This is a genomic window from Streptomyces sp. MnatMP-M17 (assembly GCF_900091995.1).
GTDB lineage: Bacteria > Actinomycetota > Actinomycetes > Streptomycetales > Streptomycetaceae > Streptomyces.
Window position 1 is genome coordinate 1 of the sequence record NZ_FMDK01001302.1, and the last position, 1,133, is coordinate 1,133.

General features: G+C 72.0%; 1 protein-coding gene. It reads left to right on the top strand.

The genetic code is table 11. The features are described from left to right. Nucleotides 1-98 precede the first annotated feature (98 nt). Nucleotides 99-911 (top strand): hypothetical protein, encoded by an 813-nt coding sequence (locus tag GA0115259_RS38735; RefSeq protein WP_093605328.1) that lies wholly within the window; start codon nucleotides 99-101, stop codon nucleotides 909-911. Nucleotides 912-1,133 lie beyond the last annotated feature (222 nt).

Consider the following 1,133-nt stretch of genomic DNA (forward strand, 5'->3'; position numbering starts at 1 on the left):
TGACCACGCCCGGGCCGGCGCCCTCACCGGCGCCGGCCCGCCGGCGGTGTCAGTGCCGTCCGGCATCCTGCCCCGAGCACCACGATCAAGGAGAATCCGTGCTTCCCGCCCCGCACGACACCTACGCCGACTGCGAGTTCATCCGGCACGACCTGACCGTGCGCGGTCTGATCTCGGTCGGCATCACCGATCGCGCCGGCCGTGACTACTACGCCGTCAACGCCGACATGGACGAGCACTACGTCCGCCACTCCGGCGACGAGGCGGCCGTCTGGCTCAGGCAGCACGTGTGGCCGCTCCTGCCGCTCACCGCCGACCTCGCCCTCGACCGGGCCCACCCGGACGTCAAGCCGGCCGATCGGATCCGCCAGGAGATCGCCGCCTACTACGCCTCCCGCGCCGGCGCGCGGATGTGGGCCTACTTCGGGGCCGGCGACCTCATCCGCATCCACGGACTGTGGGACCACGACTGGGGCCTCATGCCCGACAACGTCCCCTACCGGCCCCGTGAACTCGCCGATCTGATCGAGGACTTCCACATCACCGCCCCCGCCCAGCAGACCCCCGAGCACCACGCCCTGAACGACGCGCACTACAACCGCCTCATGCACGACGTGGCCCTGGCCGAACTCGCCGGAGCGGCGGCCCTCACCGGCTGCCCCCGCCTCGACCGCGCCGCTCTCGCCGAACTCGTCACCAACTGCCTGGCCCGCAGCGCGACTCCCGGCCGCGGCCGCACCGTGGAAGAGCTCATCAAGGTCATGCCCGACTGGCTCGCCGCCGACATCGACGCCCACGAGCCCGACCTGGCCACCCTCCACGGCGGCGCGATCGTCGCCCGCCGCCGCTACGAGCAGAACCTCGCCCAGTGGATCACCGCCTTCGCCGCCCAGCGCCCCGGACCGCAGTGACCCGCCCCGGTGAACACGGCCGGATCCTGACGGTGCCCCAGGAGAACCACGCGCCTCAACTTGCACGTGAAACAGTCGAAGAACTCATGATCGGTACACCGCGGCCGGCCACTCGGGCCCGGCCGATCGCCAAGGAGGAAGCCCGCCGTGACCGCACGACACGCACTGACCGCCGCCGCGGCCGCAGCCGCTCTGCTCACCCTCAGCGCCTGCGGCAGCTCC